The organism is Streptomyces zagrosensis, assembly GCF_014203645.1.
Taxonomy (GTDB): Bacteria; Actinomycetota; Actinomycetes; order Streptomycetales; family Streptomycetaceae; genus Streptomyces; species Streptomyces zagrosensis.
Map to the genome: position 1 here is coordinate 1 of NZ_JACHJL010000057.1, position 2,415 is coordinate 2,415.

Annotated in this window: 2 rRNA genes; both read right to left on the bottom strand. The window is 57.8% G+C overall.

The features are described 5' to 3' along the window. Positions 1 to 324, bottom strand: a 23S ribosomal RNA gene (locus FHS42_RS35970); the annotation flags it as partial. Between the two features lie 311 nt (positions 325 to 635). Further along, positions 636 to 2,163 (bottom strand): 16S ribosomal RNA (locus tag FHS42_RS35975). Between the last annotated feature and the right edge of the window lie 252 nt (positions 2,164 to 2,415).

Genomic DNA, 2,415 nt, shown 5'->3' on the forward strand with positions numbered 1-2,415 from the left:
TCCCACAACCCCGTAAGCGCAACCCCTGCCGGGTATCACACACCTACGGTTTAGCCTCATCCAGTTTCGCTCGCCACTACTCCCGGAATCACGGTTGTTTTCTCTTCCTGCGGGTACTGAGATGTTTCACTTCCCCGCGTTCCCTCCACATACCCTATGTGTTCAGGTATGGGTGACAGCCCATGACGACTGCCGGGTTTCCCCATTCGGACACCCCCGGATCAAAGCTCGGTTGACAGCTCCCCGGGGCCTATCGCGGCCTCCCACGTCCTTCATCGGTTCCTGGTACCAAGGCATCCACCGTGTGCCCTTAAAAACTTGGCCACAGATGCTCGCGTCCACTGTGCAGTTCTCAAACAACGACCAGCCACCCGTCACACACCACAACCGTGATGCTTCACCGGGACCGGCAACCAAAGAACACCAGCCTCACGGCCGTGCCCTCAGACACCCAACAGCGCGCCAAACACCCCTGATCAATCCACTACTTTCCACGCCGAAGCAGTACTCATAGCCAACCAACCAACGATGCCAAAAAGTCAACGTTCCACCCATGAGCTAACCACCGTCGAACATTCGCCGACGTCATGGCTCTGGACCACCAAGCAAAGCTCAGCAGCCAAGATGCTCCTTAGAAAGGAGGTGATCCAGCCGCACCTTCCGGTACGGCTACCTTGTTACGACTTCGTCCCAATCGCCAGTCCCACCTTCGACGACTCCCTCCCACAAGGGGTTGGGCCACCGGCTTCGGGTGTTACCGACTTTCGTGACGTGACGGGCGGTGTGTACAAGGCCCGGGAACGTATTCACCGCAGCAATGCTGATCTGCGATTACTAGCAACTCCGACTTCATGGGGTCGAGTTGCAGACCCCAATCCGAACTGAGACCGGCTTTTTGAGATTCGCTCCACCTCACGGCATCGCAGCTCATTGTACCGGCCATTGTAGCACGTGTGCAGCCCAAGACATAAGGGGCATGATGACTTGACGTCGTCCCCACCTTCCTCCGAGTTGACCCCGGCAGTCTCCTGTGAGTCCCCATCACCCCGAAAGGCATGCTGGCAACACAGAACAAGGGTTGCGCTCGTTGCGGGACTTAACCCAACATCTCACGACACGAGCTGACGACAGCCATGCACCACCTGTACACCGACCACAAGGGGGCGACCATCTCTGGCCGTTTCCGGTGTATGTCAAGCCTTGGTAAGGTTCTTCGCGTTGCGTCGAATTAAGCCACATGCTCCGCTGCTTGTGCGGGCCCCCGTCAATTCCTTTGAGTTTTAGCCTTGCGGCCGTACTCCCCAGGCGGGGAACTTAATGCGTTAGCTGCGGCACGGACGACGTGGAATGTCGCCCACACCTAGTTCCCAACGTTTACGGCGTGGACTACCAGGGTATCTAATCCTGTTCGCTCCCCACGCTTTCGCTCCTCAGCGTCAGTATCGGCCCAGAGATCCGCCTTCGCCACCGGTGTTCCTCCTGATATCTGCGCATTTCACCGCTACACCAGGAATTCCGATCTCCCCTACCGAACTCTAGCCTGCCCGTATCGAATGCAGACCCGGGGTTAAGCCCCGGGCTTTCACATCCGACGTGACAAGCCGCCTACGAGCTCTTTACGCCCAATAATTCCGGACAACGCTCGCGCCCTACGTATTACCGCGGCTGCTGGCACGTAGTTAGCCGGCGCTTCTTCTGCAGGTACCGTCACTTGCGCTTCTTCCCTGCTGAAAGAGGTTTACAACCCGAAGGCCGTCATCCCTCACGCGGCGTCGCTGCATCAGGCTTTCGCCCATTGTGCAATATTCCCCACTGCTGCCTCCCGTAGGAGTCTGGGCCGTGTCTCAGTCCCAGTGTGGCCGGTCGCCCTCTCAGGCCGGCTACCCGTCGTCGCCTTGGTAGGCCATTACCCCACCAACAAGCTGATAGGCCGCGGGCTCATCCTGCACCGCCGGAGCTTTCCACCACCAACCATGCGGTCAGTAGTCATATCCGGTATTAGACCCCGTTTCCAGGGCTTGTCCCAGAGTGCAGGGCAGATTGCCCACGTGTTACTCACCCGTTCGCCACTAATCCACCACCGAAGCGGCTTCATCGTTCGACTTGCATGTGTTAAGCACGCCGCCAGCGTTCGTCCTGAGCCAGGATCAAACTCTCCATGAATGCTCTCCCGTAATCGGGAAACACACATCAAAAGAGCGGAACACCAACCGGAATAGGGTCGATGTTCACAACGTCCTCGCTGTGTTGCCCCACAACAACCACAACCGAAATCATGGTCTCGTGAGGTCTTTTTCAAAGGAACCCTGCCCCCACTAACGTGGGAGACGGGGTGTCAACAAATTTGGCGTTGACTTTTGGCACGCTGTTGAGTTCTCAAGGAACGGACGCTTCCTTCGGTCCCGTTTCACCGGG